5 protein-coding genes are annotated in these 4,656 nt (G+C 59.0%); 4 read left to right on the plus strand and 1 reads right to left on the minus strand.

Annotation, left to right across the window (positions count from 1 at the left end; genetic code table 11):
- The 3 genes from QOC89_RS14735 to QOC89_RS14745 form a co-directional block, all read left to right on the plus strand.
- Window positions 1-311: energy transducer TonB (locus tag QOC89_RS14735; protein ID WP_323045679.1), on the plus strand; the 311-nt coding region annotated here is incomplete at its 5' end.
- A 392-nt stretch (window positions 312-703) separates the two neighbouring features.
- Complete coding sequence (locus tag QOC89_RS14740) at window positions 704-1,852, plus strand: hydantoinase/oxoprolinase family protein (protein WP_323045683.1); 1,149 nt, start codon at window positions 704-706, stop codon at window positions 1,850-1,852.
- A 172-nt stretch (window positions 1,853-2,024) separates the two neighbouring features.
- Window positions 2,025-2,417, plus strand: coding sequence for a hypothetical protein (locus QOC89_RS14745; RefSeq protein ID WP_323045680.1), 393 nt, complete (start codon window positions 2,025-2,027; stop codon window positions 2,415-2,417).
- Between the two features lie 63 nt (window positions 2,418-2,480).
- On the opposite strand, the gene QOC89_RS14750 is transcribed toward QOC89_RS14745, so the two are convergent.
- Window positions 2,481-2,960, minus strand: a complete 480-nt coding sequence (locus tag QOC89_RS14750) for a hypothetical protein (RefSeq protein ID WP_323045681.1) — start codon at window positions 2,958-2,960, stop codon at window positions 2,481-2,483.
- 308 nt (window positions 2,961-3,268) lie between these two features.
- Between QOC89_RS14750 and QOC89_RS14755 the strand changes: the two genes are divergently transcribed.
- Window positions 3,269-4,330 (plus strand): class I SAM-dependent methyltransferase, encoded by a 1,062-nt coding sequence (locus tag QOC89_RS14755; RefSeq protein WP_323045682.1) that lies wholly within the window; start codon window positions 3,269-3,271, stop codon window positions 4,328-4,330.
- Window positions 4,331-4,656: the final 326 nt, after the last annotated feature.

Consider the following 4,656-nt stretch of genomic DNA (forward strand, 5'->3'; position numbering starts at 1 on the left):
CTTCCACTCCGCCCACTGGGCAGATCTTGATGACATGGCAGGGCCGGTTCATCGCACATCTGGCCCGTTACCAGCGGTTTCCTGCGCAAGCGCAGCGTCGCGGCGAGCAGGGCGTCGTGATGATGAATGTCACGCTAAGCCGCACCGGCCAGGTGCTGTCGATGGCAATCGCAACCACCTCCGGTCACGCAGACCTGGATGGGCAAGCGCAGGCGCGGATCACGCGGGCGGAACCACTGCCGGCTTTTCCTCCTGAGATCACTGTTCAGCAGATGGAGTTGCTGATCCCGCTGCGCTTCACCTTGCAGTAGTGCCGGCTAGTGGGTCTTGCCGTCGCTCGCATCCTGGTGCGAAGCAGATCTGGAGCATTACGAGGCGAGGGCATTCCCAGTGCAGGCGACCGGATCTCACGCCGCGATCGGTGACGTAATTACCCAAAGACGAGTGATACGGGTTTACCCGCAACAAGCTTGGCTTGTCCTGGCCGAATTCTTTTCTTGTTTGTCTTCCGATCCCGGGACAGCGAAGATCAATCGAACCAGTGACAGGCCGCGCCGCGTTTCCTGTCGCATCACCGCGTATTCACAGCGAGCGAGCCGCGCATGCATAACGGAAAACAGACGATTCGGGCGGGTGTCGACATTGGAGGCACGTTTACGACGTCGCACTGGAGTACGGCGACCGACTTTACTCGGCCAAGGTTCTGACCGATTACGAAAAGCCTGAACGCGCGATTGTCGAAGGTCTGCGGCGTGCGGCGGCCCAGGCGTCGATCGAACCCGCGCAGATCGGCGCGATCGTTCACGGCACCACGCTTGCCACCAATGCGCTGATCGAACGGCGCGGCGCGCGCACCGCCTTCATTACGAGCGAAGGCTTTCGCGACGTCATCGAGATGCGTACCGCAAGCTTTGAGCAATACGACCTCGGCATCGCACTGCCCAAGCCGCTCGTGCCGCGCTGTGACCGCTTCGCTGTGGGCGGTCGCATGGACGCGCAAGGCAACGAACTCGTGCCGCTCGACCTCGATGGCCTCAAGCAGATCATTGCGGCGATTCGCGCCGCTGAATTCCCGAGTGTCGCAGTGGGCCTGTTGCACAGTTATCGCAATCCGACCCACGAACGCGCGGTGCGCGAGTGTCTACGGCAGCACTTGCCTGGCGTCGCCATCTCGCTGTCGAGCGAGGTCTCGCCGCAGATTCGCGAGTACGAGCGTTTCAACACCGTCTGCGCGAACGCGTATGTCAAGCCGCTGATGTCGTCTTATCTCAACCGGCTGGCCACGGCGCTCGAAAGCGAGGGCATGCACTGTCCGCTATACATGATTCACTCGGGCGGCGGCCTGATGTCGCTGAAAAGCGCCGCTGAGTTTCCGGTGCGCCTGCTCGAATCCGGCCCCGCCGGTGGTGCGATTTACGCGAGCCACGTTGCGGCCCGCTTCGGCCTCGACAAGGTGCTTTCCTTCGACATGGGCGGCACGACCGCGAAAATCTGTTTGATCGAGGCGCTTCCGCTTAATCGATCACTGATGTTTTGCGACCAGGTCTGCTTCGCCCCTATCTGGATGACCTATGCTTATTGCACAGGTCGGTTGTGTCGAGAGGGAGGGCGAAATGGAACGGTGCCTTGCTTGCGAGACGTTGATCGGAAGAGCTTCAACAGTCCCCCCGCACGAAAAACTCCAGTGCTCCGGAGCGGGTGTTTTTGGTACGCCAAAATCGCCGATAACACGCTACGTCCTTTACCGATGCACCTCTTGCGGTTGCTGGATGAAGCAGAACACGTCCGATGGATTACCGGCCGGCCTTTGGTGGGAATGCGAGTCGAGCGCTCCTGTCCCGCCAGTTCCTGAGCGCAAGCCTCCTGACCATGACTGGACGAAGGCGGTACTTGCCTCAGTGCTGGGGCGACCCCGATAGCCCCACAGAGCGAGCGGTTGTTGCCCGTGGCCGTTCATGGCGCACCGAACCGGCGGGTCTGGATGCTGCTGAACCCCGGCCAACACTAAGTTTCAGGGCTGTCAGATGGACAAAAGCTCGGCGTACAGAGAGATCGAAGAGAATGGTGGCGAGCCATACGCACTGCATTTCGCCGAAGAAAACCCTAACCATCCGCTCACCCCGTTTTGTCGGCGATACCTGTTCGAGAAAGATCGCGAGGCGCGCGCGGCAAAGGATGAGTCAGATCGGGCTTTCGCGCTGAAATCGTTGGCCGAAATGCAGTCTTCGTCGAACATTGCACGAGTGGCCGCTGCGTCATCAAAGCAGGCGGCTGATGCATCGAACGAATCTGCAGCCGCCGCTCGCAATTCGGCCTTCTGGACAATGATTGCAGCAATCGCCAGCGCTGTCGGAATTTTGGTCAATGCAGCCATCAACCTCGGCTGGCTCGATTGGGCAAAGCACGTCATCAAATGACTCTCCTAAACTCGACAACCAATACCGAAGGGTTCGCGCCCCAGCCATAGCCGCGCTCGGCGTTCAGGCTGTCCTAAAGGCGATGGTACGATTCGCGTGCGGTCTCGTGCCTTCACCGTTGTCGTATTCCCATGAACCGGCGTGAACACCCTCAGCGGTTGCATCCGCCTCGCGGATGTCCTGCAGCCGCTCAACGTGCACGCGAGTCACCTCGAGCGTGATGCGCGACGCGGAGCGTGGCATAAAGATCGATGGTCGTGTGTGCCAGGTCGGCAACGCTCCGGCGAGCCGTCGGGCATTAGGATCGGCGCCTTCGAACCGATAGAAAAATCCGGACTCGATGGTCATGTCGACGAAGTGCCATTCGTCGCGCGCTTTCATTGCATTGAAACCTGTCTTCCAGTGACCGAAGGCGACGAACGTTTCCTTCACACAAAGCTGATCGCCAGCAAACCCATACGGGCTAAGATCGTTCTCGGGCAGAGCCACATATTCCGGCGTGAAGTTGTCCGGCGGTAGCAGCTCCAGCGCGAAACCTTTCACGACGCGGCGCGTCCGCGTCTTGCTGCAATCGAGCAGCGCACCTACCCGCCAGCCACACGCGACGGGAGAGTCTTACTTCAAATGTACGGAGCGCATTTAGAACGCTACGGCGATCGGAACGTCGATGACGGTTATTTCGCCCTTCCATACAAGGGCACTCCCTGCTCTGAGCCCCTTTAGCTTTCAGAATTCACTGATGAGCCTATAATTTTGCTTGCTGAGCGAGCGTCGCGAAAGCCGAATGTACTAATCCATTCCCGTCCTTCGCACCGGCTGGCCCAATCCGTCAACTGAACAGGAGACAGGTCATGCAATTCGACGAGCAGAAGGTGCAGGATTTCATGGGACGAATGGTTGGCGAATTCGGCGCGGTTGCCTCAGCGCCCCTCATTGCATTGGGTGATCGTCTGGGTCTTTACAAGGCAATGTCCGAACAGGGGTGGATGACATCGACCGAAGTTGCGGAACGCACCGAACTCGCGGAACGTTACGTCCGCGAATGGCTGGCGGCGCAGGCGGCATCAGGCTTTATTCGCTACGATGCGGCCACCGGCAAATATCAGCTTGAAAACGAAATGGCGATGTGTTTTGCCGTAGAAACGAGTCCTGCGTTCATCCCGGGTTTCTGCGATTGCGCTGAAGCCATGTTCCGGGATCTACCCAAACTTGAAGCAGCATTCCGTACGGGACTCGGCGTGGGCTGGCACCAGCACTATCCCTCACTGTTCAAGGGCACAGAACGGTTCTTCAGGCCCGGCTACATCGCGCATCTCATTAGCGAATGGCTTCCCGCCCTTGATGGCGTAGAAGCCAAACTAAACGCGGGCGGCGCTCGGGTGGCTGACGTGGGGTGTGGCCACGGCGCCTCCACGATATTAATGGCGCAGGCTTACCCAAACGCTACGTTCGTGGGCTTTGACTACCACGAACCGTCTATCCAGCGAGCACGCGAAGCGGCAGATGTGGCGGGCGTTTCGGATCGCGTGAGGTTCGAAGTCGCTGCCGCGAAGAGTTTTCCCGGCACTGACTATGACTTCGTCGCGTTCTTCGACTGCCTGCACGATATGGGCGACCCGATTGGGGCGGCGGCCCATGTGGTTGGATCGTTGAAACCGGATGGTACCTGGATGATCGTTGAGCCATTCGCGAACGACAGACTCGAAGACAACCTTAACCCTGTAGGACGAATCTTTTACTCGGCGTCGACAATGATCTGCACAGGCGCTTCCCTTGCTCAGGAAGGAAAGATGGGACTTGGCGCCCAGGCAGGTGAAGCCCGGCTGAGAGAGGTGGTGACGACGGGTGGTTTTACACGTTTTCGTCGAGTACATGAGACGCCCTTCAATATCGTGCTTGAAGCGCGCCCGTGATGTCAGGTCAAGCTTTCTGGTTTTGCGCGGTCACAGAGCTAAAGACCGGCTATAGCGACGTTGAACCAACTAGCATGTTTGGTCCCTGGTTGGTGTGTCGATCACCGGCGTGATAGCGGCTTCTTTGTATCTGCTTTCCGGTGGCTGCGCAACGGGCAGGCCTTCTTACCCCGGTTGGCGCTGATGACCGGCGGTCTCCAGTAGGCTGCCGTTGATGTTCGAGGTTCAACGGCAGCGACTTCGACCGATTGCTGCCGAACGAGAACTGATCGACAGCGTACTTCCTCGTTGACTCGCCGTTCACCCGTGTGCGAGACCATTGCGTT

It is taken from the genome of Paraburkholderia sp. (assembly GCF_034668105.1).
Lineage (GTDB): Bacteria > Pseudomonadota > Gammaproteobacteria > Burkholderiales > Burkholderiaceae > Paraburkholderia.

Coding starts and splice junctions, on each gene's coding strand:
- QOC89_RS14745 (WP_323045680.1), top strand. CDS start 2,025: ATGGACAAAAGCTCGGCGTACAGAGAGATCGAAGAGAATGGTGGCGAG.
- QOC89_RS14755 (WP_323045682.1), top strand. CDS start 3,269: ATGCAATTCGACGAGCAGAAGGTGCAGGATTTCATGGGACGAATGGTT.